We start from the raw sequence: 26,273 nt of genomic DNA, 5'->3' as shown, positions 1-26,273 counted from the left end.
ATATAGAGTGGCACCAGAAGGCTGTATTGTAAAAAATTTACCTAACCGGTATATAATTCAGGAAGTCACCTTTTTGAGAAAGATATTGCTCTGGGCTGAAGCCAGAGAAGTTCTTGAATTCTTTGATGAAATGTGCCTGGTCATAGTAGCCACAATCGAGAGCCAGCCTGGTCCAGTCGATACTGCCATAGGTTTCGATTTCCCGTATGACCCGCTGAAACCTCATTACTTTCAGAAACTCCTTTGGTGACATACCTGCATGTTTTTTGAAGAGACTAATGAAATGCTTGTGGCTGTAGCCCGACTGGTCTGCGAGAAGTTTAATAGAAGTATTGGAGGGGGAGTGTACCAATTGGTGAAAGGCAAATGTGACTACCGGAGGCAAATCAATTACACCCACACATCTCGCGAAGATAAAATCTTCCATGATCTGAATTTTGGTCTCCACAAAGTGCGCTTCCAGGATTTTTGTACGAAGGTCCTCAAAAGGGCTTCCAAGGATCAGATCTGCTTCATAGACCTTATCGGTGAGTTCCTCCTGTGGAATCTTGAAGATGTTGTAGGCGGCCCCGAATTTGAGGCGAACGATCATCATGCTGTCATTTTGGCCACCGGCATCTATGGACAGTAATTTTTTTCTTGCCCCGGAGAGCCATCCTTTTTTGAATGTATCATTGACTTTGAGGGTGGTATTGTCAAAGGTATGTTTGGGCGCCTCTGTCAGGTTCACAATAAAGTCCGCATGTCCATCAGGCAAGAGTCTCTCGGCAAAGTGCTCCACCGAATAGTTAGAATAGTAGGTGATGCTTTCTACGAGCTGATTGATGGGGTATGTGGGAATATGGACCGTGAGAAACATTTGGCTTTTATTTGATCATTAACCTGATCAGCTCCTCCGGGTCTTCCGAGATGGTGAGTTCATTGCGTTGTTTGGCGGACAGGAATCCTTCTTCCACCATGTGATCAATAAAGCCGAACAGCTTATCATAGTAGCCATCGGTATTGAGGAAGCCACAGCGCTTGTTGTGATACCCGATCTGGTGCCAGGTGAATACCTCTATGATTTCTTCGATGGTGCCAATGCCACCAGGGAGAGCGATAAAACCATCTGATAGCTCTGCCATGATGGCCTTGCGCTCATGCATGGTGGCTACTACGCGCAGTTCTGTAAGCCCCGTATGTCCTACTTCCCTGGTCATCAACTTTTCGGGGATCACCCCGATCACTTCTCCACCATGGGCCAGGGCAGCATCGGCCACCACTCCCATCAGGCCTATTTTACCACCTCCATAGACCACCCCTATTCCTTGCTCACTCATAAGCTTACCCACGGCGCTGGCTGCCTGGGAATAGCTGATGTTTTTTCCGGTACTGGAACCACAAAATACGGCGAGTCGTTTGGTCATGAGGATGAGGGATTGTTGGTGCAGGCTAAAAATAGGTAAACTATCCCTGAACCCCGAAATCTTTAACCCGCAAGACTTTCATTTTTCGAAGGGAGGGTAGAAATTGCCGACGAACAATTTTCGGAGTTATTCATTCAATACGTTAAAACCAAAGGCCCATGCAATATCGAATTTTAGGAAAAACAGGTCTCAAAATTTCAGAAATCTCACTGGGCACCTGGCAGGTAGGAGGTGGCTGGGGTGGTGAGTTTGATGAAAAAGCTGCCGAACGAATCATCAGCACTGCTGTAGAAAACGGGGTGAATTTTCTGGATACTGCGGATGTGTATGATGACCAGCAAAGCGAACGTGCCGTGGCAGGGTTTGTCAAGGAAAACCGGGATAAGCTGATCATAGCCACCAAAATTGGCCGAAGGCTGAACCCACACGTGGCGGATGCTTATACACCAGAAGCCATGGAGGCTTTCGTGGACGAGGCATTGAAAAATACCGGGCTTCAATACCTGGACCTGGTGCAGCTTCACTGTCCTCCTACACCCGTTTATCAATTTGATGACGTGTTTGCCAGGTTGGAGAAGATCAAGGCTTCAGGCCGGGTGCGGCATTTTGGAGTGAGTGTGGAGAAAGTGAAGGAAGCGAGGATGGCTGCAGATTACGATGTGGTGGAGAGTGTTCAGATCATCTTCAATATGTTTCGCCAGAAGCCAGCCGAGGATTGTTTTAAGCTATTGAGTGAGCGCAATATTGGCATCATAGCCAGGGTGCCGCTGGCCAGTGGGCTGCTGAGTGGCAAGATGTCTGCCGATCGGGAGTTTGACAAAAACGATCACCGGGCTTTCAATAGAAATGGTGAAGTATTTGATAAGGGCGAGACCTTTTCAGGCGTGCCATTAGATCAGGGACTTCAGGCGGTCAGTAAGTTAAAGTCTGTTTTTGGGCAGGAGGCCCTGTATCAATATGCCCTGAAGTGGATTTTACAATTTCCGGAAGTGAGCACGGTGATACCCGGTGCCAGCAGACCCGAGCAAGTGATCTCCAATTTGAAGGTGGGTGATTTGCCAGCGTTGGATGATGAGCAGATGACAGCTGTGAAAGACATCTATGATGAATACATCCGACCGGAGGTACATCACCTGTGGTAGACAAAAAAATTACGCACCAAAAAGGTGCGTAATCTGAAGAGGATTGATGAAGTATGTACGCTACTCAATCGTTTTACTAAGGTCGGCAAAAGCTGGGCCAATCACAATACCATTTATGAGGTATTTGCTCTCCCTACTTTTTGAGTTTGATATTGTAAAGATCAAGCCTTCTGTCCTTTAGGTTTCTTACACTGCCAAACTCGTGGAGCTCCTTGAGCAGCTCCAAATCCAGATCCCCAATCACCGTCATCTCGGTGTTTGGCGTAGCTTCAGCCTTGATGGCATTGGTGGGGAACGCAAAGTCAGAGGGAGTGAAGATGGCACTTTGGGCATATTGGATGTCCATGTTGTTCACCTTGGGCAAATTACCCACGCATCCCGCGATGGCCACATAACACTCATTTTCTATCGCCCGGGCCTGTGCACAGTAGCGCACCCTGTTGTATCCATTCTGTGTGTCTGTAAGGAAGGGTACAAACAGGATTTGCATGCCTTGCTCCGCATATAACCTGGAGATTTCCGGAAACTCCGAATCGTAGCAAATGGTGATTCCGATTTTTCCGGCATCTGTATCGAAGACCTTTACTTTGTCACCGCCTGTCATTCCCCAGGAGTTTTGCTCTGAGGGTGTGATGTGAATTTTCTTGTAGCTGTCCCATGAGCCATCACGTCGGCAGAGATAAGAGACATTGTAGAGTTTTTCATTCTCTATCTCCGGCATGGAGCCTGTGATGATGTTCACATTGTAAGAGATGGCAAACTCGGTAAACTTTTCGCGCAAAGCGTGGGTATACTTGGCCAGACCTCTGATGGCTTCCGGCTCTCCCAGGTGGTTAAACTCCGCCATGAGTGGAGCATTGAAGAGCTCCGGGAAAAGGATGAAATCTGACTGGTAATCGCCAAACGCATCAATGAAGTACTCCATCTGCTCCACGAGTGACTCCAGGTCTTTGAAAGGACGCATTTGCCACTGCACCAGACCTACACGCACGTAGGTTCTGGGAGCGTTGATGAGCTTTTCCGTCTCGGCGTAATAGATATTGTTCCACTCCAGCAGGGTAGCATAGTCTTTGGATTTACTATCTCCGGGCAGGTAGTTTTTGAGAATCTTCTTCACGTGAAAGTCGTTCCCAATCTGAAAGTTCAAGATCGGGTCATTGATTTCACGGTTCTTCACCGCGTCTATGTATTGACGGGGCGTCATGTCCTTGGCATACTTCTCATAGTTGGGGATGCGGCCGCCAGCTACTATGGACTTGAGGTTCAGGTTTTCGCAAAGCTCCTTTCGGCTATCATATAGTCTACGGCCCAGCCTGAGCCCGCGGTAGTCGGGATGCACAAATACGTCTATCCCATACAGCACATTTCCAGCATCGTCATGCGTGCTGAAGGAGTCATTGCCCACGATTTGCTTATAAGTATGGTTGTCACCAAATTTCTTATAATCCACTATGATGGCCAGCGCTGCAGCCACCATTTTGCCATCTACCTCTACGCAGAGCTGCCCTTCCGGGAAAATCTTGAGCAACCGCTTGATGTCCATTCTTTCCCAATAGGGCTCATCGATCCCCTTATAGGCGAGTTCCATGATTTCGCGCAGCTCGGGATAGTCAGAGAGTTGCAAGTGTCTGAGTTGTACATTGAGTTCTCCAGAGAGAACGGGTTCCTTTTTATTCGTCATATCTATATGAATTAACCAGCATACGACAGTTTTGATTGAAAGTTCTTGAAAAAGAATCTTTTACTTCAGGCTGCGCGTTTCCTTATTCCATAAATTTGCGCAAAATAAACAACAGACACACATGCGATACTACAATACGCTGATAGAAACCATTGGGAACACGCCCCTTGTGAAGCTCAACCGGGTGAATAAGGGCATCAAAGGGACTATACTGGTGAAGGTAGAATATTTTAATCCGGGCAATTCTGTAAAAGACAGGATTGCGCTCAAGATGATTGAGGATGCAGAGAAATCAGGGCAGCTAAAGCCTGGTGGCACCATCATCGAGGGTACTTCGGGCAATACAGGGATGGGACTGGCACTGGTGGCTCAGGCCAAAGGCTACAAATGTATTTTCACCTTGGCTGATAAACAGTCGCAGGAAAAAATGGACATCCTACGGGCTGTGGGCGCGGAGGTGATCGTTTGCCCCACCAACGTCTCACCGGATGATCCCAGGTCATATTACTCCGTCGCCAAAAAACTCAATGAGGACATTCCGAACTCGATTTACCCCAATCAGTACGACAACCCCTCCAATACACTTGCGCACTACGAGTCTACCGGGCCTGAAATATGGAATGACACGGATGGAAAAATTACCCACTATGCAGCTGGAATGGGCACCGGAGGAACCATTTGCGGGACTTCCAAATACCTGAAAGAGCAGAAAAAGGAGGTAGTGTCGGTTGCCATTGATTCTTATGGTTCGGTTTTTAAGAAATATAAGGAGACCGGCATTTTTGATGAAAAAGAAATCTACCCTTATCTCACCGAAGGGATTGGCGAGGACATCCTGCCAAAGAATGTGGATTTTGATATGATCGATCACATCGTGAAAGTGACAGATAAGGATGGAGCAGTGATGGCCAGAAGGCTGGCCAGAGAAGAGGGCCTGTTTTGTGGCTGGTCTTGTGGTTCTGCAGTGCATGGAGCACTGGAGTTTGCCAGAGATCACTTGAAAGAAGATGATGTGATGGTCATTCTGTTGCCTGACCATGGCACACGTTACCTGGGCAAGGTTTACAACGACAACTGGATGAAGGATCATGGTTTTCTGGAGACCAGGAAGTTTGCTACGGCCAAGGATATCATCAGCAGCCGTAACGGAAGTTCTGGCCTGAAGACCATCGATAAAAACCTGAAAGTGGGAGAAGCCATTCTCACCATGAACCAATACGGGATAGATCAGGTGCCGGTGGTGGATGGCGATGAGTTTGTGGGCAGTCTGAATGATACCCATGTCCTCAAGAGTCTATTGCAAAACCCGGACATCAAAAATCAGCCGGTCAGCGACATTATGGATTCTCCGTTCCAATTTGTGGGGATGGACAATACCATCGATGTGCTGTCCTCATTGATTCAGAAAGAGAATAAAGCGTTGCTGGTAAGGGACCATCAGAATGTGGTGCACATTGTCACTCAGAGTGATCTGTTGATGGCCATTAGCGAATAGGCAGGCATTCATTTTTGAATCACTAAAGGATTTTCTACCTTTAGGTTATTATAAAATAAATACTAACTCTTTGCTTGCAGTCCCTCATCTGATAATGATGAGGGATTTTTTTGTTAAGAGGAGTTTATACACCCATCACTTCTTTGATCGCTGCCTCCAGCATCACAGCCGATTGTACCTCAGATTTGCTGATGTACCGGCTGATAGGAATCACGGTATTCCGTGGTTCGTTCAGGTGTCCTGAGATCACAATGACCTTTGGTGGTACATCCAGGGTTTCCAGTGCTTCAAATCCATCCAGATAGGGCATTTCCAAATCGAGCAGCAGTACATCTGGTTTGGATTTCACAGTGGCCATCATACCCTCTACCGGATTGTTGTAGGTGGCAATTAGTTCTGCAGACTTGATGTCATTGAACAGCACCATGAGCATTTTCAGGAAAAGCGGATCGTCATCAATAGCCAGGCATTTGATCATCTTGATGTTTTTTCTTCAATATTAGAGAATTTATGGCAATGTCGGGGAGAAACCCATAAGTCAATTTCAGGATCTTCCCCGAATCGTTTTATGCACTGGGAATCTCAAACTCCATAAGCATCATCATTCGGCGAAATTCGTCTGGAAAGCCGGCCTTGATGGTGACAGGTAAACTGCTCTGCGGGTGGATAAATGTGAGTTCATGAGCATGCAACATCATTTCCATCAGATCCCATTTTTCTTTGAAAAGTTTGTTCTGCTTGTTACACCCATGTGGTCGATCGCCGATAATGGGGTGGAGGATGTGCGCAAAGTGTTTCCTGATTTGATGCATTCGGCCGGTTTCAGGTTTCACTTTCACAAGCGAATAGCGCGAGGTGGCATGTTTGCCAAAAGGAACATCCAGTTCGGCTTTCGCTACACATTCAAAATGAGTCACGGCCTCTTGCTCCTTGCCATCTTCCCGCTTCAGTGGATAGTCTATGGTGCCTGCATCCGGGATGAATCCGCGTACGATGGCATAGTAGGTTTTGCTCACGGTCTTTTCGGCAAACTGGAGGTTCAGGGCGCGGTGAATGTCTTTTTCCAAAGCAAAGAGCAATACCCCGGAGGTCTTTCTGTCCAGCCTGTGGGCCGGATACACGTGCATTTCCAGCTGATCACGGAGCAGCTGCACCGCAAACTCTTCAGCATCTTTGGCTATGGGCGATCTGTGAACCAATAACCCGGGAGGTTTGTTGATCCCGACCAGGTGATCATCTTGATAAAGTATCTCTAACACGCTCTAAAATCTATGCGAATTGCAAATCTTCAAATATATTTTGTGGTAATGCCCTTCCGGCTTTAGTTTTCACACTTCTTAGTTAACTTTGCACTTTAAATATACCATGACCCACTCAGCCAACATCACGTTATACCAACCCCTGCTGCAATCTATTGCATTCAAAATGCTGGGCTGCATGCACGATGCGGAGGACATGGTGCAGGATGCTTTTTTGAAGTATCTGGCGGTGGATCCTAAGAAAATAGAGAATACCAAGGCCTATCTGATTCGCTCGGTGACCAATAACTGCCTCAATCATCTCAATAGCCTGAAGCAAAAGAAAAAGGAGTACCTAGAATCAGTGAAACTGCCAGAACTTTTTGAGAAAATAGACTTCTCCAGCCTGGACTTTAGGCAGGAGCTGGATGCCATGCTGAGCGTGCTGCATAAAAAATTGGGGCCTTTGGAGCGTGGATTGTACCTGCTCAGAGAGGGTTTCGATTTTGAGTACGATGAGCTACAGCAGATATTCAATAAGAAGAAGGATCATTGTCGCCAGATGGTGTGCCGTGCTAAGGAAAAACTAGCCCGGGAGACTGACAAATTCACCTATTCTTTCGACTCTGAAAAATACTTTTCTGCTTTTCAAAAAGCCTGTTCTGATGGAAATTTCGATGATTTGATCAATCATCTGAATGATGAGCAAAAGGAAATAAAATAATTTCGAAAATATTTTTCGGATTTCTGTCACAAACCAGCCACGACTTTGTCTTTACTAATGACTGAGGGAAAGAACCCCTTCACAAAACAGAAGTAAAACAAATTAAATGGCAGTAATTATCACCTTTTTCATAGCGCACTGGTATTTGTCGCTATTCTTTCAAACGTTTTTCCTGCATAGATACGCAGCGCACAAAGCGTTTACTATGAGTCCTTTCATGGAGAAAGTATTCTTCGTATTGACCTGGTTATTTCAGGGCTCCAATTACCTGAGTCCTTATGGGTATGGTGTGATGCACAGAATGCACCACGCTTTTGCAGATACGGAAAATGACCCACACTCACCGAAGTACGATGAGACCATCTTTAAGATGATGTGGAAGACCAAAAGCATCTATTCAGACATTACTAATAAAAAAGTAGACGTAGACAAGCGATTTACAGAGGGTGTGCCGCAGTGGCATGCATTTGATAAATTCGCTCGCTCATGGGTTTCCAGATTATTCTGGGCCACTTCATACTTCATGGTATATTGGTTTTATGCCGATGTATGGTGGTTGTGGTTGTTGTTGCCAGCGCAGTGGTTGTTGTCTCCTATCCACGGAGCCATTATCAACTGGTTTGCACACATCTACGGATACAGAAACTTTGAAGTGGGAGATACTTCCAAAAACTTCCTGCCTTTAGACTTCCTGATGATGGGCGAGAGTTATCACAACAATCACCACAAGCATGGCTCAAGACCAAACTTTGGTGGCGTGAGATGGCATGAGATTGATCCTACCTATCAGGTGATCAAAGTGCTGAACGCTGTGGGAGTCATCCAGGTAGCGAAGCAAAAAACCGTGAAATTGGAAAAAACAGAAAAGAAAGCTGCAGCGTAGAGTTGCAGGTTTGAATATATTAAAGCCTGACTTGAAAGATCAAGTCAGGCTTTTTTATAAATAGCCCTTTCATGATCAACATACTCCTCATTGTCCTTTTGTTGCTCACACCCAATGAGGTGAAGTTGGAAATAAGTGGTATTAAAAAGCCCATCGGGAATTTGCTCATCGCCGCATACAACACACGCGAGAATTATCTGGATGAGTCCCAGATGACCCAGGGTTATGTCATTCAAGTAAGAGAGAGCGGTACCCTGACTTTCATGATAGATTTACCCGAAGGGGAATATGCTCTTGCGGTCATGCATGATGTGAATGAAGATGGCAAGCTCAATAAAAACTTTTTTGGCATCCCAACGGAACGCTATGGATTCTCCAATAACGCCCGGGGTACCTTTGGGCCACCCTCCTTTGACGATGCAAAGGTCTTTTTGGGCAGTGGCGATACCCTGAGGATAGCGCTACAGTAGCATCTACTTGGCATCTTCGGGGTGCTCTATAAAGGCACGCAGATGCTCCAGCTGCCTGTCAGACATCTTTTCCTGGGTGTAATGTGGCATGTATTCCTTATGGCCATACTCCGCATAGGTACCCTTTCTGATGATTTCATAAATCGACAATTCTGAGTTGTCAGGAATGTGCTTTTTCAGCCACTTATAGGTAAGGTTACTGTTATCAAACACTACATCACTTTCCCCTTCAGGTCTGTGACAGTGCTGACATCCCAGTTCATAGATGCCCTTCCCTAGTTTGGGGTCTCCTTCATAAGGATACCCTTTTTTCTTGTTATCAGGTGGGTTCGCAAAGGTGGCCGGGGACTTTTGCAGATATTGGGACTTGACCAGGGCTATTTTCTCTTCGTTGGTGAGGGTGGGTCCTGCCAGTTGTTTTTTTTCCGAATCGGAAAGGTTTAAATCTCCGATTTGCATCTGTAACGACCAGAAGTAGGCCAATACACTTTGCATTTCCCAGTCTTCTAGTGGTCTTCCCTGAGCACAGACTGTCGCGCAAAGGTGTACAGACTCTTTGAGGCTTTTTTCTGCTTTCCGAACCAGATCACCATATTTCAGCACATAGTCATCGTTGTACCAGGTCTCACGATTCACCATCCCCCAGAAGGTAGATCCCTGGAGGTATGGGATGTTATTGGTCATGGCATACTCCAGTCGGGCATCCTGATCTACCACAGTCAGGTTCGGATCTTCACGTACCACATTGTGGCAGCTGGTGCAGGTGTAGTACTTACTTACGTAGCTGCTTTGTGAGCCATTGGGCGCTATGGTCCTGCCCAGTTTCACGATCTCTTCTCCACGCAGGATCGCTTCCGTGGTAGGTGCTTCTATAAAGTGCTCAGGCTTTACCTCTCCCAGGTCGAAAAGGAGGGTCGCAATGGGAGTGGAGGCATCCAGAGAACGTTGAAAGCCTGCTGGTATCATAGCTATGCTGAAGATGAGCAGCGATCCGAAAATGGTTAGGTGCTTTTTCATCTGACTCTCCTGCCTTTTACTGTGAAGTCACGGGTGATGTTGAAACCAAAATGGATGTCTCCTTTTTGCCATTTACCATCAGTCTCCGCCACAAAAAATTTCTCAATCATACCACGACTGTTGCCAAAGTGCAGCTGAAAAACGTGTCCTTTGGTGTCTATCTGCACCCCTAGCGCCATGGATTGAGAATACTCGGGACTAGCCCCCGACCCGTCGGGGAGCGCACTTCCGGGGGTGGCATAGTATTCCATGGAGAGGCTCCAGTTTTTAGACAGCTGGTATTGTCCGGCAAAACCCAGAGACAAAATATCATTTTGTTCGTCATCCTCCACCAGGTTGCGATGCAGGTAGGTGGGCATGAGCTGTGCGCTAAATCTGGGGCCAAATTTTCTGCTGATAAGCAGCTGTAATGTGTAGGAGAGCTTTTGCTGAAACGTCGGGTCAATCCCGTCAAACCTTTTGAGGGTTTTGAGGGCGGTGGTGCCCAGTAGGGTAATGGTAACGGGGACTGTCCGGTCACCACTTGATTGAGCCAGGAGCCTATATTTCAGGTAACCGTCTGCGGTTTTCTCAAAAGTGCTTCGCCCAATACCAATCATGAGGTTGTTGGTGAGGCCGTAGTCCAGCCCCATCCGCATGGTGGCATTGTCTAAGCCCCAGACTTCATAGGCACCCCGGTTGAGGGTGCCGAAGCGGTGCGAAATGATAAATGTGAGAACACCTTCCAGGTTGGTTTCAACCGAATGACCATTTACAACCCGGGTATCATCAAAGATTTCGTAAGCATATTCTGTTTGAGAAAAGACCACTGAGGTCCACAGAGTTAAAAGAATGAGTAGGATTGGTCTCATAAATAAGTGTTTGTACATGAATAAATATAAGGATTATTCGAAAGACAACATTCGGGACTTACGGATATCGTTTGGTTAGGTACTTACGACCGGTCATTGTTATATGGATGCGCTTATAAAAGAATAGTGTCTTTGAAATCGCTGATCCCCGTATATTTAAAAACCACCAAATCCTGACAAATATGTTCTGGAACTACCTAAAAGTCACTTATCGATCCTTTCTCCGACAGAAGGTTTACTCACTCATCAATATCACCGGACTTGCGATAGGCCTGGCATGCTTTATTCTCATTTTTCTTTACATCCGGGATGAGATGAGTTATGATCGGTTTCATTCCAAATCTGACCGGACTTACCGAGTGATCGAGCACTTTGAAAGTGAAGGCATAGGGGAGCACTCGGCTTCTCAGCCTTTTCCTACTGGCCCCACCCTGGTGAATGACTTTGGCCGGCAGATTGTGCATCAGGTCCGACTTTTTAACTTTCAGAGCCCCAGTCTTGCGCTGGCCTATCGTGAAAAAGATAAAGCATTCAATGAGTCGCGAATCTTCTTTGCGGACTCCACCTTTTTTGATGTATTTGACTTTGAACTAAAAACAGGAGATAAGCAGACTGCCCTGGACGAGCCCAACTCCATTCTGCTCACAGAGGAGATGGCAAGGAAATATTTCGATGATGAAGATCCCATGGGAAAGGTGCTGGAGTTTCAGGGGAATCAGCATTTGCAGGTGACTGGTATATTGGCCAATGCGCCAAGGAATGCTCATTTTCAGTTTGACTTTATCGGTTCTTTTTCCACTCTGAAGCAATCTTTCGGGGGCAACTATCCCCGCACGTGGTACTGGAACCCCTGCTGGACCTATGTGGTACTGGAAGAGGGGGTGGGGAAGGAGGAAATGGAGGCCTTCTTTCCGGACTTTGTCCAAAAGTATTTCCCCAAGTTTGTGGTGGATGATATCACCCTGGAGCTGCAGCCACTGGAGGATATCCATCTCCATTCCCGTCTGGACTATGAGATTCAGGCCAACAGCACCGCTGAAAACCTCAAGATTTTCGGGCTGGTGGCCATTTTTGTGTTGTTGATCGCAGCCATCAATTTTATCAACCTCTCCACGGCTCGTGCCAGCAAGCGAGCAAAGGAAGTAGGTGTGAGAAAATCACTAGGGAGCGAGAAGCGGCAGCTGGTACGTCAGTTCGTTTTTGAATCGGTACTGTTAACATTCTTTGCAGTGATCATTGCCTTGGTGTTTGTGTGGTTGGCCATTCCGGCCTTCAATGAGCTCACCGAAAAATCCATTTCCATTGCCAGTTTGGTCAATCCTCTGGATGTAGGCGGGCTTTTAGGACTCACACTTCTGGTGGGGGTGCTTTCTGGTTTTTACCCCGCATTTGTCTTGTCGTCTTTCAATACCGTGCTGGTCCTCAAAAATGCTTATCAGAAAGTCAGTGGGTTTAATTTCAGAAGGGTACTTGTGACCATCCAGTTTGCCATTTCCATCATGCTGATCATCGGTACCATAGTGGCCGTAAGTCAGCTCCAGCTTCTACAAAATGATGACCTTGGCTTTGATAAGGAGCATGTAATGATGATTCCTGTCATCCGCTCTCCCATGGGGCAGCACTATGAATCCTTTAAGAACGCTGCCCTTCAGAGCACCCTGATCCGATCCGTCACTGCGGTGGAGGAGATCGTGGGCAGCAAGCATCAGGTCAATAATTACCAGTTTGAGGGGATGGATCAGTCCAAACCTTTTCCTCATTTTCATGTTCGCCATGATTTCAGTGAGACCATGGAGCTGGAGATGGTTGCAGGCCGGGACTTTAGTTATGAGGTGCAGACGGATGACTCGTTGGCACTGATAGTGAACGAAACACTGGTCAGGAGTATGCAATGGGGCACTCCGGAGGAGGCACTCAACAAACGATATTACTTTGGTGGAGAGCTTCGCGGAAAAGTGATAGGCGTGGTGAAAGACTATAATTTCGTTTCCAAGCACCACCCCATAGCACCACTGGTGATTACACTCAATACTTTCCCGGGGGCATTTAATTTATTTATCAAGTATGTGGCTGTGAAAGTGGATGGCAACAACACGGAGCAAGCCATAGCCGATTTGGAAGCGGCCTGGAGGGGGGTGATGCCCACCCGACCGTTTGATTACTTCTTTTTGGACGATCGGCTGAACGATTCCTACAAGGCTGAAAGAAAACTCAGCACCGTAACCCTTATTTTTTCTGGCCTGGCCATTGTGGTAGCCTGTCTCGGTTTGTTTGGGCTGGCTACTTATTCGGTGGAGCAGCGAAAAAAGGAAATAGGCGTGAGGAAAGTCCTTGGCATCTCTTCAATGCAAATCCTGATGCTTTTGTCCAGGGAGTTTGTGCTGCTGATTGGGGTGGCCTTTGTGGTGGCCATTCCGCTCGCCTATTTGCTATTGGATGCCTGGCTCAATGGGTTTGCATTCAGGGTGAGTATTGCGGCATGGCCATTCATCTTGTCCGGTGTGGTGGTTTTTGTGGTAGCGATGCTCACTATTGGTTTTCATGCATACAGAGCCACCCTCATCAATCCATCGGATACGCTGAAATACGAATAGTTTTGCTGCAGACAATCGGAGCATCCGATTGTCGGAGTTTTTCTTCTGGAAAACTTCGGAATCGTTAGGTATGGTCAATCCTGCGTTTTACCTTGAAAACACAAGCGTGTTGTATTTCTGGATTTGTTCGACGAAAAAATGGATGCATTAATCAGGAAATCAACTATTTTAAGCTTTTATTACTGACCAAACCTAACTATAGCATGATTACTACCCTGAGGAGAATTGTATATTTTGGTGGGCTCTTCATTGCATTGATGGCCATTGTTCTGATTATGATTAAAAATGACATTGGCTACATACCCGAATATTTAAGCGTTTTTATGCTGAGTCTGATTTTTATCATGGGCGTGTTGCTCATATTTTTGATTGCTAAACGAGGCTTGGGAGGTTAAAAGCGTTTGCGCGGATGTCAGAACTGATAAAAATCCTTTATGTAGATGATGAGCGGGGCAATATTGATTACTTCAGGTCTGTTTTCAGGCGGGAGTATGAGATCGTTACCGCCAATTCCGGTGAAGAAGGGCTGGATTTGCTTTTTGAAAATCAGGACATCCCGGTTATTCTCACGGATCAGCGAATGCCTCGAATGAGTGGTGTGGAGTTTCTCCGACGATCCATTAATATCTCTCGTGACAGTATACGGATCCTGGTGACAGGGTATGCTGATATGGAGACGGTGATCAATGCGGTGAACCTGGGCCATATTTACTACTATATTTCAAAGCCCTGGACCTACGATGAGATGAAAATCATCATCAAAAGGGCCATAGAAACCTATAGACTCAGGCTAATCAATAAGGAATTGCTGATTAAATCTGAGCGGGTGGAAAAGGAGCGGGTGGTTGCCCAGCTGGAAAATCTCCGCAATCAGGTTAATCCGCACTTTTTATTTAATTGCCTGAATACACTCCATGCGCTGGTGCATGACAACAGTCAGGCGCGTGATTTTGTGAAGAATCTTGCTAATACGTACCGATACCTGCTGGAGCATAATGATAACCTGGTGTCGTTGGAGTCTGAAATGAATTTTGTGGAGAACTATATCTACCTCCAGAAGGTCCGATTCAAGGATGCACTTATGTTTACCCACAGTGTGAGTGAGCACCACAAGTACTTTAAGCTGCCCAGTGCTTCACTTCAGCTATTGGTGGAAAATACCCTCAAACACAATATAGTCACCCGGGAAAACCCCCTGAAAGTGGAGGTTTTTATAGAAGGTGAATGGTTGATTGTGAAAAACAACTATCAACCGAAAGATGCCAGACAAGAGTCTACCGGCATTGGCCAGGACAACCTGAAGAAACGATTGTCCTATTTGTCATTGAGTAGCCCCGAGTTTTATCTGGAAGGAGAATTTTATATTGCTAAAATTCCATTATTGCTGGATAAGTCTTAACTTTTAAAAAATGGATACTATGTTAAGCGTCGCAATTATTGAAGATGAGCCTCTAGCTGCCGAAGATTTGGAGAAAACACTCATGGAGGTTTATAACGATGCCAGAGTGGTGGTGAAGTTGGATAGTGTGCATACCGCGGTGCAGTGGCTGGATGTAAATGAGGTGGACCTGATTCTGTCGGATATAGAGCTGGGAGATGGATTGAGTTTTGATATTTTCGACAAGGTGCGAAATAATACACCGATCATCATCACCACTGCTTATGATCAGTATGCCATCCGGGCGTTCAAGGAAAATAGCATAGACTACCTGCTCAAACCTATAGACAAAACCGAGCTGGAGACGGCCATCAAGAAATACCGCAACTGGAAGCAGAAAGGTCAGGAATTTGACGTTGATAACTTATTGGAAGCCTTGCGGCCGTACTCTGATCAGAAGTATCAGGAGCGCTTTCTGGTCACCCTGGGGGAAAAGATTAACTCCATACCGTCTGCAGATGTGGCCTATTTTTTCAGTGAAGACCGTTACACTTTTTTGGTGACCAAGAAGGGCACACAACACATCATCAATATGAATCTCGGAGATTTGGAAGGGAGCCTGGATCCTAAGAAATTTTACCGGATTAACAGGAAATTTATCATTTCTTATCAGAGCATTCAGAACATGGTGGCGTACTCTAAAAGTAGGGTCAAAATAGACCTGATACCGCCACCCCCCAATGCCATGGATGTGATCGTAAGCGTGGAACGCTCCGGTCCATTCAAGAAATGGCTGAATGATTGAGCTCGGGAGTTGAACTTTTTTAAAACCAATCGTCGTTATATTCTTACTTCAGTAAGGTTAAGTTTTTTTGAGTTTTTGATGAAGCCCTGGTCAGTCTGGTCAGGGCTTTTTCATTTGGTTTTGCCAAAACCTCCAGCGCCTTTTGTAGTTAACTAAAATAAAAATAAACGAGATGTCACAATCGCAAGCCACCCTCGCGGATCCTGCTCTGGACTACCTGAAGAGGTTCAAAAGCATAAGAAAGCAAACCCTGAATCTGGTGGAGCCATTGGAGACTGAGGATTTGGTGGTTCAGCCGGTTTCAGATGTAAGCCCTCCAAAATGGCATTTGGCACATACCACATGGTTTTTCGAGGTGTTTTTGCTGGTGCCCAATCTGGATGGTTACGAGCTTTTCAATAAAGATTTCCCTTTTCTTTTCAACAGTTACTACGTGGCAGCGGGTGATCGATGGGCCAGGGCTTCCCGTGGACACCTGACCCGACCTACCGTGCAGGAAGTACTGGCCTATCGCACTCATGTGGAGGAGCACATGGAGCGGTTGCTTCTGCAGCAGCCCTTGAGCCCTGAGCTGACACACGTGATAGAGATAGGTTTGCAGCATGAGCAGCAGCACCAGGAGCTTCTGCTCTATGACATCAAATACATTCTTGGACACAATCCACTTTTTCCACCTTATAAAGAAGACCCTACCGAGGGTAGTGATGGGAGTAGCCCATTAGAATGGTTGGCCGTGAACAAGGGCAACTACCACGTGGGCCATCAGGGAGAAGGTTTTTGTTTTGACAATGAGCAGGGGCGTCATGAGGTACACCTGGAGGCCTATGAGATTGCCAGTCGAACGGTTACCAATGGTGAGTATTTGGAGTTTATGCAGGATGGAGGCTATACCAATCATCAACATTGGCTCTCAGATGGCTGGGACTGGCTGGGTAATCAGGCAGTGAAGGCACCAATGTATTGGATCAACGAAGGTGGCCATTGGCTGCATTACACCCTGTATGGTCTGAGGCCCATCGACCTGAATGCGCCAGTAATGCATTTGTCATACTATGAGGCTAATGCCTACGCCTCGTGGAAAGGCTGTCGGCTGCCTACTGAGTTTGAGTGGGAGGTGGCTGTAGGGATACATCAGGCGGGTACTCCTGAGAATGGTAATTTCGTGGAGGGTGGTCATCTGGCCCCGAAGGCCCAATCTGATCCTGGCTTCATGGGAAATCTGTGGGAGTGGACCTCCAGTGCCTATTTGCCCTATCCATTTTACAAGGCTCCTGATGGAGCACTTGGCGAATACAACGGCAAGTTTATGATCAATCAAATGGTGCTGAGGGGCGGTTCGTTTGCTACCCCAAAAGCGCATATTCGCGCCACATATCGAAATTTCTTCGCCCCTCAATGTCAATGGCTTTTTTCAGGCTTGCGGCTGGCAAGACATCAATAAACGTTAAGAATCTATCATCACTAAAACAATCACAGTGCCATTGAATCAATTTGCCAGGGATGTAAAGGAAGGCCTCTCATCCAGCCCGAAACGGCTGTCTTCTAAGTATTTTTATGATGCCCGCGGGGATAAGCTCTTTCAGCAGATCATGCATTTGGATGAGTACTATCTCTCCAGAGCGGAGCTTGAGATTTTTCAGACGCATAAGGAGGCGCTCCTCACCATCATGGATCACGGCGTCCCGTTTAGATTGGTGGAACTTGGGGCAGGAGATGGCTTGAAGACTAAAGTGCTTTTGAAGCACTTCCTTCAGCAAGGAGTCGACTTTTCCTATGCACCGGTGGATATTTCTCCCGATGTTTTGGAGCATCTGCAGGAAAATCTCTTAAATGAAATGCCAACATTGAAAATCGAGCCCCTGGCAGGCGATTACTTCAAGGTTTTGGCAGACCTGAAGTTCAAAAATCACACCCATTCAGTAGCGTTTTTTTTAGGGTCCAATATTGGTAATTTCCTGAGCGATACGGCCATTGCTTTTCTGTCCAGCATTCATGATAACCTGCAGAAGGGAGATTATTTGATGATCGGTTTTGATCTGAAGAAAGACCCCAAAAGGATATTGAATGCTTACAATGATGCCGCCGGGGTGACCCGGGCGTTCAATATGAACCTGCTGGATCGCATCAATCGTGAGCTAGACGCTAATTTCGATACCTCCATGTTTGATCATAACCCTATCTATGATCCCATGACCGGGCAGTGTCGGAGCTATCTGATCAGCAAGCAAGCGCTGGAAGTGCATGTGGGAGCTCTCAATGAGACTTTTTCTTTCAGAGAATGGGAGCCTATTTTCATGGAAGTGTCCAAAAAATACGACCTGGAGGAAATCCAAGAGCTGGCCGGGAAAACCGGATTCAGGCTTGTTCAGAACTTTTTTGATCAGGAGCATTTGTTCTGCGATTCTGTGTGGGAAGTAATCTGATAAATTCTAAAGATTGGTGCTTCCATTTTAAATTATCCGGCTAAATTTGCCGTCGCATCTGCCCAGGTGCTGAAATTGGTAGACAGGCATGGTTGAGGGCCATGTGTTCGTTAGGACGTGGGGGTTCGACTCCCCCTCTGGGCACTTAAGGTCAAAATGATTATCATATTCGTTGCTTTTTGGCAAAAAATAAGTCTTTCATGGAGATCATTTTCAGTGTTAAAATCTTTGAAGTCCGGTTGATACAGCCGGACTTTTTTTGTTAAATTCCAAATTATGAAGGTAGACGTAAAATTGTTGAAAGCCATTTGTGAGGCTCCCGGAGCACCGGGTTTCGAAAATCCCGTTCGTCAGTTGATCATCAAGGAGATACAGGCCCATGTGGATGAATATAGCATTGATAATATGGGGAATCTGATTGCCATAAAGAAAGGGGTAAAAAACCCTGAAGGCAAGAAGGTGATGGTGGCCGCTCACATGGATGAGATTGGTTTTTTGGTTTCGCACATAGATGACAATGGTTTTATCAGGTTTCAGACCCTGGGTGGTTTTGATCCGAAAACCCTGACCGCACAGCGTGTGATTATTCATGGACGTGAAGAAGTGATTGGGGTGATGGGTAGTAAGCCCATCCATGTGATGAAGGCAGAGGAGCGCAACAAGCCTGCGAAGATCGAAGAGTATTTTATCGACTGTGGGATGTCCAAAGAGGAAGTAGAAAAATGGGTAACCATTGGTGACCCAATTACCCGTCAGCGGGAGCTGATAGAAATGGGCAACTGTGTGAACTGCAAGTCCATCGACAATCGGGTGTCTGTGTATATATTGATTGAGGCCCTTAAGCAGATTAGAAACCCGGCTTTTGATTTTTACGGTGTGTTTACCGTACAGGAAGAGGTGGGCATACGAGGTGCCAATGTAGCTTCACACACTCTCAACCCTGATTTTGGGATCGCTCTGGATACCACCATCGCTTATGACCTTCCTGGGGCTCAGGCGCACGAAAAAGTTACAGAGCTGGGCAAGGGTACAGCCATCAAAATCATGGATGCCATGACGATATGTGACAGCCGAATGGTGAAATTCTTAAAGAAGACCGCAGACAGCCACCAGATAGAATGGCAGCCTGAAATTCTGGCCGCCGGAGGCACAGATACAGCGGGCGTGCAGCGTATGGGAAAAAATGGCTCCATTGCCGGGGCGATTTCCATTCCTACACGTCATTTGCATCAGGTAATAGAGATGGCACACAAAGATGACATCATTGCGTCAATTAATTTGCTCGTTTATGCGTTAGAAGAGATAGATACTGCCAGCTGGGAATATTGAAAACCAAATAAAGGGATCATGAAGACACTACTGCTGCTTTTCGGATTGATGTTATCCAATGTGCTTTGGGCACAGGACTTTCTCAGATTTTCAGGAGTGGTGCTCGACAGAGAGCAGATCACGCCAATTGATGGCACCTATATTTTCAATCTTTCCAGAAACCATGAAGCAGTGACCGATAGCCTTGGTCTGTTTAGTATTGAGGCTCAGTCAGGAGATACCCTTGTCTTTCGTGATTTGAGATATCAGCCATCTACATTGGTGGTGCCATCTGTACTGCAGGCGTCCGATTATGGGATCATTCAGCTTCTACAGCCTTCTGCGGTATTGCTGAATGAGGTGAAGGTCTTCTCTTTTCCCAGTGAAGAGGAATTCAGAGAGGCCTTCCTGAAAGTGTCGCCAAAAACGGACATGGAAAGTCGCGCCCTGGAAGCCAAACGAGACCTCATGAAGCTGCTCAAGGATTCTTATAAGAATGACATTTACTACTATGATATGTGGGCTGATCGCCGGTTGTATGAGCTGACCGGGGTGGTGCAGCCTAATCATTTTCTGGATCCATTCCGGTGGACAGAGCTCATTCGATCATTTGGAGCGAAGGACAAGTAGTGTTGGACTTTGAGCTCAATGTAAAAAACTAAAGCCGCCGCGATGGATATCGCGGCGGCTTTAGTTTTTAGTCTGTATTATTTTTTAATGATCCTCGTCGCTAAACTTCACGGCAGCAGCATGTCCATGCTTATAGCTGTGAGTGATTTTTTCTGTCTGCGCCAGTAGAAGGGCAGAGATGATGAAGACCATGTGAATAACGATTTCAATAATGATCCCTTCAGCTCCGGCTTTTTGCTCCGCTTCCCGGTAATCAATGAAAGTTTTAAGTAACTGAACCCCGGAGATTGATGCCAGCGAAGTAGCCAGCTTAATTTTCAACTGTCCTGCATCCAGATCCTCCAGCCAAAGCGGCTTGTCTTCGTGTGAGTCCACATCTATTCTACTGGTGAAAATAGAGTAACCACCTATTGTTACCATGACCACAAGGTTCATTACCATGGAGATATCCACCAGGCCCAGAATACGAAGCATCATCTCAGTTTCGTGAAGAGATGTGGTTTGTTGAAAAGTATGATAGAGTTCCTGAAAGAATTTAACCAGATAAAGGAAGGCTCCTATAGTAAGTCCTGTATAAAGTGGCGCTTGCACCCATCTACTCCAGAACATGAAACCCTCGAAGAAATTTTCAAATCTTTTAATACCAGAATCTTGTGCCATTTTGAATTGCTAATAGTTACAAAGGCGAAAGATACGATATTCTATAGTTTCCATTCGAATGAATAAATGAAAAATCAGTCAGTGGGAGAAAAAATAACGGAAGTTTTCATCACCAGATCATGGAGACTTTTTTTCTGAGGGTGCAGTACAATGGTGAGGTAACCGATGAAAAGTGTGAGCACGGAGAAGGCTTTTACAAAGGCCCTCAGGGCGGACTTCCAGGGAGAGACTGGTGTCAGGTCATCATTGGTCACTTTTATTTTCATCATTTTCTTGCCCAGGGTGCCGCTCCAGGAGCTGGCTATGGCTATCACTTCATAGAGATAAGTGACTACCAGACATAGCCAAATGAGGATCTGGTTTGAATCAATGAAGAAGCTCATCAGATAATAGACCGGTAGCATAACTATCAGGTCTATATTGTGCGCCATCAATCTGGTCCAAAATCCAACAGGATGCATCGTGCTTCTCTTAATTTTCCGCTATATTGAAAAAACTCAATCACAATCTCAAAGATGAAAGCAATTAAAATCGTAGGAATCATTCTGATGATTCTTGCCACGGTAGTGCTCATAACTATTTATTTGCTACCGGATAATGCTCACATGGAGCGTAAGATATTAATTGAAAGCCAACCTGAGGCGGTGTATACGGAGTTGATATCGTTCAGGACCTTTAACGAATGGTCACCATGGGCCACAAAGGATCCTATGGCAGAGTATCTGTGGGATGGACCGGTGATTGGTGTGGGAGCCAGAATTTCATGGAAGAGTACTGTGGTGGGCAATGGATCTATGCAGATCGTTGAGGTGATGGAAAACCGCAAGGTGGTGAACCTGATGAAGTTTGATGAATACGAAAGTGACCCAACAGCGGCCTTTATTCTGAATCCCGTAGCGGGGGGCACTGAGGTGGTCTGGACCTATGACGAATTCGATGTGCAGGGATTGGCCAAAATTTTCATGCTGGGTATCGATGGGTTTTTGGGAGAAGATTATGAGCAGGGACTGCTGGCCTTGAAAGAACGGGTGGAGTCGGCGCCAGATTTTCAGTTTCCCATGAATTTAAGAACCATAGCGCCTTTTCAGTATCTGGGCATCAGGGACTCTACTGTGAATGACCCGGCACTGGTGTCTACCATGATGGCGCAGAATTATGGTGAACTGGTCACTTATATGTCTATACGCGGAGTGGAGGCCACCGGCAATCCCCTGGCTGTCTTCACGGATTTCGGCTATGCTGATCTATCCTTCGTTTGCGGATATCCAGTGGCCGACCCGTTGAGCGGTAGCGGGCGCATTGAGTTGTTTCGCCAGGAAGGCGGGCCGGCCATAGTTCTCAACTGCCAGGGTGGATATGAAAATCTGGACAAAGGATATGATCAAATCATGGAGTTTGCAGCTTTTTATAACTACGATCTGGTAGATAATCCCTGGGAAGAATACATCACAGACCCTGAGACCAACCCGGATACAGCTACTTGGACCACCAATATTTACTATCCGGTACAATAAAATTTGCGTTTCTCTATATACCTCAAAAGAATGTGTGGGAAAACCGGCTTAAAGTGAATTTTTGGCCGGTTTTTCATGTAATCATTAGAATGTTTACATGAATGATAAAAATAATACAATGCAATCGGTCATCATAGGAGATAAACCATCACATTTTCAATGAAATCGTTTTTACATTACGCAAAGTGTAAATATTTGTTATTTGACTATTAATTCATTCAATAAAAACAGCATTTACTTGCGAATGATACCAGAATCTATTCAACTTTGTAATGTAATTCATAACGAAAAATGAATAGAACTATGAAACATTCAATCAAACACGTACTTGCACTATTAACAGTTTTTAGTGCATCAGTAGCCTACTCAGCAGACTCTGCTTACATGGCTACCATCTGTAAGGTTGTGGCCGAAGAGGATAAGTTATACAAAGTAATTTATCAGGCTGCAAATGAAGAGAATGTGACCATCCAGCTTTTCGACGAGAAACAACACTTAGTTTATAAAGAAAATTTAAAGTCAGCAGGTTTCTCCAAAAAGTTTGATCTCACGAACCTCCCCGACGGGGATTACCAGATCCAGGTAAAGTCAAGCGGATACGTTTTCAGTGAAGATCTGAAGATTGGAGATATCTCCAGCTTTGTGTTTTCATTTGATCAGAAAGCTGACCGTAAGATCGCCATGGTAGGGGCTAAAGAGCAAGGTAAGTCACTGACTCTCTACATCCTGGATGAAGCCAGAGATGTGGTATACAAAGAATCATTCGATCAGGACAATCAGGTGCACAAGAGCTTCAACTTCCAAAGCCTGAAGAGTGGAGATGTGACTTTCCTCCTGTATCACGACAGCAAATTGATCAAAGAAGAAAAGTTTGCTTTTTAAAATCTGAAACTCAAAAGAACTAATAATGGGGATGTCAGTTTTGACATCCCTTTTTTGTTGTATTAATTAAATCATTTAAATACTTTTGCCATCCGTTTATCGGCAGGGTCTGTGAAAACCCTGATGGAATTCAGTTCCAACCTAAGAAGTCTGAGTGGCGATCCCGATAACTATCGGGAGGTAGACGCTCAGATTTGCCGGATTTGATTGATGAGTTCGGTGAGCATTTAACAAGCCTGAGTGGCGGAACTGGTAGACGCGCACGACTCAAACTCGTGTTCCGCAAGGAGTGCCGGTTCGATTCCGGCCTCAGGTACAAAAGCCCTTCTCCAAAAGAGAAGGGTTTTTTGTTTTTGGGTGAGGGGTTTTTTAATGATTCAATCAGGGTAGAACGAGTATATCCGGGAGCGGTTAAAACTGGCAAATTCAATGGGTATGTTTTATTCGCCGAATGTAGTGCTTTGTACTCTTCGTATACATAAATGTATAGTTAGTGAACATAATAGTGGCCATTCACTGTTATATTTACATCATGTCAAAATCTGCTAGAAGAAAGACGCTTAGTTATATTGAGGAAACTCCTAAACATCACGGCCAACTTGTGAAAGTAATTGTTAGAGGGGTTCGAAAAGGTATTGCATCAGCAAAGGAAGCGGGCCATTATATTACTTATGCTAGGGGTTCTGAGATAGTCAGAGAATTTCCAAATGGTAGGATTGAAGTTATAGGAAGACTGAATAATACACCTGTAACAATAGATCAAGATGCCAAACTCACCTTACATTAAGAATCGTCGATTGAGGGTTTTTGGTGGTCCTAATGGATCCGGTAAAACCACCATCATAGAATTAATCAAATCAAGTTTTGATGTAGGCTTCTATATCAATGCCGATGACATAGAAAAGGAAGTTAGTTTATCAGGCAAGTTTGACCTTTCCAGTTACAATCTAGATTCAATCGACCCAAAGTTGTTCGATTCTTTCATTCAAAATCATGGCATGACTAAGAAAGCTGGTTCAATGGGCTATAAACTTGATATGCGTCTCAATGAAGAAAATATTCTAGTGGACAATTCAGCAGAAGTGTCATATGAAGCAGCTCTTATCGCAGAATTTTTAAGACAAGAATTACTCAATAAGGGGAAGAAAATGACCTTTGAGACTGTGATGTCACATCCATCTAAGATTGATTTAATCAAAAGAGCCAATCAGAATGGCTACAAAACTTACCTATATTTTATCTGCACATCATCTCCTAAAATAAATATTGAGAGGGTGAATCTCAGGGTTAAAAAAGGAGGACATCATGTGGAGAAAGAACTCATTGAGAAGAGGTATTATAACAGTTTGGAGTTATTGAAAGAAACAGTTTCCAATACCTATCGATCATTTATCTGGGATAACTCCGGGAAAGAACCAAAGCTCATTTTGGAAGTATACAATGGTAAAGAGGTAATTGCCAAAACAAACCAGATTCCATACTGGATCCATCAGTATTTGTTGTCCTGATAAACAGAAAGCTATACTCCAAGAGGTTACTCTAAATATCTATCCTGATCATTTGATGTATCCGGGATTTATTCTCGAGGGAGTTTGAGCCATCTCAATATTTGAAATCTTTTGAAACCAAAAAAGCCCCGGAATTTTCCGGGGCTTTTTTGTGCTAGCCTAAATCACCTGGTACAGGTAGACAGGGCTACTATCATTTATATTTTTACTTGCTCGCTACGATGTTCACCGTCAGTTCAAAGTCATCATAGATGGTTTTATCCCCCAGGTCATCAAAGAAGCTGCCTGATCCATATCTTACGTCAAATTTTGATCGGTCAATGGTCAAAGAAGCGGTACCGGTTACCTTGCCATCTTTTTCTTCCAAAGTAGCCGGGAATTGAATTTCTTCAGTTTTGCCTTTGATGGTGATGTTACCAACTATTTTGTATTTGCCTGGCCCCTGTGGTACCGCTTTGGTAATGGTGAAAACGGAAGTAGGATACTTGGCTACACCAAAGAAATCGTCAGATTTCAGGTGACCTTCCAGCTTGCCTTTGTATTCTCCTGTCATGTCAGAGTCTACTATAGTGGTCATGTCCACAGTGAAAGTACCCCCTGTCAGTACCCCGTCTTTAAATTCAAATGAGCCTTCCTTCAGGTTGACCAGTCCATTGTGCTGTCCGGTTACCTTTTTGCCCAACCACTCTACGGTACTGGCTTTTGTGTCTACTTTGTAATTTGCCTCAGTCCCTTCACCGGAAGATACCAACATGGCTAATGATAAAATGATTGATTGTAACATGGTTTGTTTTGTGTTTCTTTAGTTAATTTTAATGTACATACATATATGTAAGTACAAGGATAACGCGAGAATGGTTAAAAGAGTTTGGATTTTTAGAAAAAAATATTTCTAATCAATATAAAGTGGCATTGGAATACCTTTGTGGTGGTTAACAAGAAGGCATGATACAGATAGATCAAACACTCATTTCAGACGATATCAAGGAGCAATTTTTCGTTTGCGACCTTGACAAATGTAAGGGAGCCTGCTGCGTGGAGGGCGACCTGGGTGCTCCTCTGGATAAAGACGAACTGGCAGACATGGAGGAGGTGATGGAGGTAGTGAAGCCCTATCTGTCTGCTCAGGCAATCGCCGCACTGGAGGCCAATGGTGCCTATTTGTTGGATGAAGAAGGAGATTTTAGTACCACTACCATTGATAATAAGGAGTGTGCCTTTGCCTTTTATGATGAGAAGAAAATATTGAAATGCAGCATAGAGCAAGCCTGGCGTGACGGGAAGACCTCTATCCGGAAGCCGATCTCTTGCCACCTATACCCCATAAGAGTAGCCAAACTTCACGATTTTTTGGCCCTGAATTATGATCGTTGGCACATTTGCTCCCCTGCCTGCGAACTGGGCGAAAAACTCTCGGTGCCGGTATACAAATTTCTGAAGGACCCGCTGATCAGAAGATTTGGTCAGGATTGGTATCAACGACTGTGTGAGGAGATTGAGAGTTCTCAGGCATAATCATGGGTTGTAGACGCCCATTGAACGATATGGTATCGGATGAGGTGTTGTTAATAAATGAGCCCTAATGTTGTTATTTTATTACTAGAAATGACCAAATAATTCTGATTTGGTAATCATTCGTCCCCTACTTTATCCAGTTCATAATG

General features: G+C 45.3%; 28 protein-coding genes and 2 tRNA genes. 20 read left to right on the top strand and 10 right to left on the bottom strand.

All coding sequences use genetic code 11. The annotated features are described in order from the left end of the window. Positions 1–37: 37 nt before the first annotated feature. Both GV030_RS19265 and GV030_RS19260 read right to left on the bottom strand, forming a co-directional pair. Entirely contained in the window at positions 38–859 is an 822-nt protein-coding gene (locus GV030_RS19265; RefSeq protein WP_159584986.1) for an AraC family transcriptional regulator, read from the bottom strand. A gap of 7 nt (positions 860–866) precedes the next feature. Next, positions 867–1,406: a TIGR00730 family Rossman fold protein gene (locus tag GV030_RS19260; protein WP_159584985.1), complete on the bottom strand. Its 540-nt coding sequence runs from the start codon at positions 1,404–1,406 to the stop codon at positions 867–869. Positions 1,407–1,564: 158 nt separating this feature from the next. Between GV030_RS19260 and GV030_RS19255 the strand changes: the two genes are divergently transcribed. Beyond that, positions 1,565–2,548, top strand: coding sequence for an aldo/keto reductase (locus tag GV030_RS19255; protein ID WP_159584984.1), 984 nt, complete (start codon positions 1,565–1,567; stop codon positions 2,546–2,548). A 133-nt stretch (positions 2,549–2,681) separates the two neighbouring features. Here GV030_RS19255 and GV030_RS19250 read toward each other — a convergent pair whose 3' ends face one another. Continuing rightward, entirely contained in the window at positions 2,682–4,229 is a 1,548-nt protein-coding gene (locus GV030_RS19250; RefSeq protein ID WP_159584983.1) for a bifunctional GNAT family N-acetyltransferase/carbon-nitrogen hydrolase family protein, read from the bottom strand. Between the two features lie 121 nt (positions 4,230–4,350). On the opposite strand from GV030_RS19250, the gene GV030_RS19245 reads away from it, so the two are divergent. Then, positions 4,351–5,724 carry a cystathionine beta-synthase gene (locus tag GV030_RS19245; protein WP_159584982.1) on the top strand — a complete coding sequence of 458 codons (1,374 nt, stop codon included), beginning with the start codon at positions 4,351–4,353 and terminating at the stop codon, positions 5,722–5,724. A gap of 124 nt (positions 5,725–5,848) precedes the next feature. Here GV030_RS19245 and GV030_RS19240 read toward each other — a convergent pair whose 3' ends face one another. Both GV030_RS19240 and GV030_RS19235 read right to left on the bottom strand, forming a co-directional pair. Next, a complete protein-coding gene (locus GV030_RS19240) occupies positions 5,849–6,202 on the bottom strand; it encodes a LytTR family DNA-binding domain-containing protein (protein ID WP_159584981.1) in 354 nt (117 codons plus the stop codon). 88 nt (positions 6,203–6,290) lie between these two features. Next, the gene (locus GV030_RS19235) at positions 6,291–6,983 is read right to left on the bottom strand and encodes a pseudouridine synthase (RefSeq protein ID WP_159584980.1); all 693 of its coding nucleotides are present in this window, start codon (positions 6,981–6,983) and stop codon (positions 6,291–6,293) included. 106 nt (positions 6,984–7,089) lie between these two features. On the opposite strand from GV030_RS19235, the gene GV030_RS19230 reads away from it, so the two are divergent. From GV030_RS19230 to GV030_RS19220, 3 genes are all read left to right on the top strand, one after another. Continuing rightward, positions 7,090–7,686, top strand: a complete 597-nt coding sequence (locus GV030_RS19230) for a sigma-70 family RNA polymerase sigma factor (protein ID WP_159584979.1) — start codon at positions 7,090–7,092, stop codon at positions 7,684–7,686. Between the two features lie 106 nt (positions 7,687–7,792). Next, positions 7,793–8,569 (top strand): acyl-CoA desaturase, encoded by a 777-nt coding sequence (locus GV030_RS19225; RefSeq protein ID WP_159584978.1) that lies wholly within the window; start codon positions 7,793–7,795, stop codon positions 8,567–8,569. A gap of 71 nt (positions 8,570–8,640) precedes the next feature. Beyond that, positions 8,641–9,039 (top strand): DUF2141 domain-containing protein, encoded by a 399-nt coding sequence (locus tag GV030_RS19220; protein ID WP_159584977.1) that lies wholly within the window; start codon positions 8,641–8,643, stop codon positions 9,037–9,039. Between the two features lie 3 nt (positions 9,040–9,042). On the opposite strand, the gene GV030_RS19215 is transcribed toward GV030_RS19220, so the two are convergent. Further along, positions 9,043–10,056, bottom strand: coding sequence for a cytochrome c (locus GV030_RS19215; RefSeq protein WP_159584976.1), 1,014 nt, complete (start codon positions 10,054–10,056; stop codon positions 9,043–9,045). Then, positions 10,053–10,907: a DUF5777 family beta-barrel protein gene (locus GV030_RS19210; protein WP_255465583.1), complete on the bottom strand. Its 855-nt coding sequence runs from the start codon at positions 10,905–10,907 to the stop codon at positions 10,053–10,055. Before GV030_RS19210 ends, GV030_RS19215 begins: the two co-directional genes overlap by 4 nt. 182 nt (positions 10,908–11,089) lie before the next feature. Here GV030_RS19210 and GV030_RS19205 point away from each other — a divergent pair, with 182 nt between their 5' ends. From GV030_RS19205 to GV030_RS19165, 9 genes are all read left to right on the top strand, one after another. Further along, entirely contained in the window at positions 11,090–13,501 is a 2,412-nt protein-coding gene (locus tag GV030_RS19205) for an ABC transporter permease (protein ID WP_159584974.1), read from the top strand. Between the two features lie 203 nt (positions 13,502–13,704). Then, on the top strand, positions 13,705–13,896 hold the full coding sequence (locus GV030_RS19200) for a hypothetical protein (protein WP_159584973.1): 192 nt from the start codon (positions 13,705–13,707) through the stop codon (positions 13,894–13,896). A gap of 14 nt (positions 13,897–13,910) precedes the next feature. After that, positions 13,911–14,900: a histidine kinase gene (locus GV030_RS19195; protein ID WP_159584972.1), complete on the top strand. Its 990-nt coding sequence runs from the start codon at positions 13,911–13,913 to the stop codon at positions 14,898–14,900. A 19-nt stretch (positions 14,901–14,919) separates the two neighbouring features. Further along, positions 14,920–15,684, top strand: a complete 765-nt coding sequence (locus GV030_RS19190) for a LytTR family DNA-binding domain-containing protein (protein WP_159584971.1) — start codon at positions 14,920–14,922, stop codon at positions 15,682–15,684. 172 nt (positions 15,685–15,856) lie between these two features. After that, positions 15,857–17,125, top strand: a complete 1,269-nt coding sequence (gene egtB, locus GV030_RS19185; protein ID WP_159584970.1) for an ergothioneine biosynthesis protein EgtB — start codon at positions 15,857–15,859, stop codon at positions 17,123–17,125. 34 nt (positions 17,126–17,159) lie between these two features. Continuing rightward, on the top strand, positions 17,160–18,107 hold the full coding sequence (egtD, locus tag GV030_RS19180; protein WP_255465581.1) for an L-histidine N(alpha)-methyltransferase: 948 nt from the start codon (positions 17,160–17,162) through the stop codon (positions 18,105–18,107). A gap of 60 nt (positions 18,108–18,167) precedes the next feature. Further along, positions 18,168–18,251 (top strand) — tRNA-Leu (locus tag GV030_RS19175). A 132-nt stretch (positions 18,252–18,383) separates the two neighbouring features. After that, on the top strand, positions 18,384–19,436 hold the full coding sequence (locus tag GV030_RS19170; protein ID WP_159584969.1) for a M42 family metallopeptidase: 1,053 nt from the start codon (positions 18,384–18,386) through the stop codon (positions 19,434–19,436). A gap of 18 nt (positions 19,437–19,454) precedes the next feature. Then, a complete protein-coding gene (locus tag GV030_RS19165; RefSeq protein ID WP_159584968.1) occupies positions 19,455–20,045 on the top strand; it encodes a hypothetical protein in 591 nt (196 codons plus the stop codon). Positions 20,046–20,129: 84 nt separating this feature from the next. Here the strand turns inward: GV030_RS19165 and GV030_RS19160 are convergent, their stop codons facing one another. Then, positions 20,130–20,705: a TIGR00645 family protein gene (locus tag GV030_RS19160; RefSeq protein ID WP_159584967.1), complete on the bottom strand. Its 576-nt coding sequence runs from the start codon at positions 20,703–20,705 to the stop codon at positions 20,130–20,132. 74 nt (positions 20,706–20,779) lie between these two features. Beyond that, the gene (locus tag GV030_RS19155; RefSeq protein WP_255465578.1) at positions 20,780–21,166 is read right to left on the bottom strand and encodes an RDD family protein; all 387 of its coding nucleotides are present in this window, start codon (positions 21,164–21,166) and stop codon (positions 20,780–20,782) included. Positions 21,167–21,220: 54 nt separating this feature from the next. On the opposite strand from GV030_RS19155, the gene GV030_RS19150 reads away from it, so the two are divergent. The 5 genes from GV030_RS19150 (at position 21,221) to GV030_RS19130 (ending at position 24,609) form a co-directional block, all read left to right on the top strand. Beyond that, complete coding sequence (locus tag GV030_RS19150; protein WP_159584965.1) at positions 21,221–22,219, top strand: SRPBCC family protein; 999 nt, start codon at positions 21,221–21,223, stop codon at positions 22,217–22,219. Between the two features lie 303 nt (positions 22,220–22,522). Next, positions 22,523–23,101, top strand: coding sequence for a hypothetical protein (locus tag GV030_RS19145; protein ID WP_159584964.1), 579 nt, complete (start codon positions 22,523–22,525; stop codon positions 23,099–23,101). Positions 23,102–23,335: 234 nt separating this feature from the next. After that, positions 23,336–23,417: transfer RNA gene (locus GV030_RS19140), tRNA-Leu, on the top strand. 216 nt (positions 23,418–23,633) lie between these two features. Then, the gene (locus GV030_RS19135) at positions 23,634–23,888 is read left to right on the top strand and encodes a hypothetical protein (protein ID WP_159584963.1); all 255 of its coding nucleotides are present in this window, start codon (positions 23,634–23,636) and stop codon (positions 23,886–23,888) included. Positions 23,889–24,099: 211 nt separating this feature from the next. Beyond that, the gene (locus GV030_RS19130) at positions 24,100–24,609 is read left to right on the top strand and encodes a zeta toxin family protein (RefSeq protein WP_221413413.1); all 510 of its coding nucleotides are present in this window, start codon (positions 24,100–24,102) and stop codon (positions 24,607–24,609) included. A gap of 205 nt (positions 24,610–24,814) precedes the next feature. Here the strand turns inward: GV030_RS19130 and GV030_RS19125 are convergent, their stop codons facing one another. Continuing rightward, on the bottom strand, positions 24,815–25,393 hold the full coding sequence (locus GV030_RS19125) for a YceI family protein (protein ID WP_159584962.1): 579 nt from the start codon (positions 25,391–25,393) through the stop codon (positions 24,815–24,817). A gap of 161 nt (positions 25,394–25,554) precedes the next feature. Between GV030_RS19125 and GV030_RS19120 the strand changes: the two genes are divergently transcribed. Further along, positions 25,555–26,124 (top strand): DUF3109 family protein, encoded by a 570-nt coding sequence (locus tag GV030_RS19120; RefSeq protein ID WP_159584961.1) that lies wholly within the window; start codon positions 25,555–25,557, stop codon positions 26,122–26,124. The last annotated feature ends 149 nt before the right edge of the window (positions 26,125–26,273 follow it).

It is taken from the genome of Marinoscillum sp. 108 (assembly GCF_902506655.1).
Taxonomy (GTDB): domain Bacteria; phylum Bacteroidota; class Bacteroidia; order Cytophagales; family Cyclobacteriaceae; genus Marinoscillum; species Marinoscillum luteum.
This window is presented reverse-complemented; position numbering and strand designations above follow the sequence as displayed.